This window comes from Achromobacter sp. SIMBA_011 (assembly GCF_046535435.1).
GTDB lineage: Bacteria > Pseudomonadota > Gammaproteobacteria > Burkholderiales > Burkholderiaceae_B > Achromobacter > Achromobacter dolens.
Genome location: NZ_JAWRWN010000930.1, coordinates 1 through 250, shown reverse-complemented (window position 1 = coordinate 250; position 250 = coordinate 1). Strand labels below are relative to the sequence as shown.

Here is a 250-nt window from a genome sequence, read left to right as displayed (position 1 = left end):
CCCGCTACCGCGACCTGCGCGGCACCGGAGCGATATCGGCATCGGCCTATGACCAGATCAAGGCGGCGGCCGATGCCGCCAAGGCGCAACTGAGTGCCGCCGAGGCCGACGCGAACGTGTCGCGCAATGCGACGGGCTATGCGGAACTCGTCGCGGACGGCGACGGCGTCGTGATGGAAACCCTCGCCGAGCCCGGACAGGTGGTCAGCGCGGGCCAGCCGGTGGTGCGGCTCGCGCACGCCGGCAGCCG

1 pseudogene is annotated in these 250 nt (G+C 72.4%); it reads left to right on the top strand.

Features of this window, described 5'->3' with window-relative positions:
* Window positions 1-250 (top strand): annotated as a pseudogene (locus SB816_RS33720) (efflux RND transporter periplasmic adaptor subunit); the annotation flags it as partial.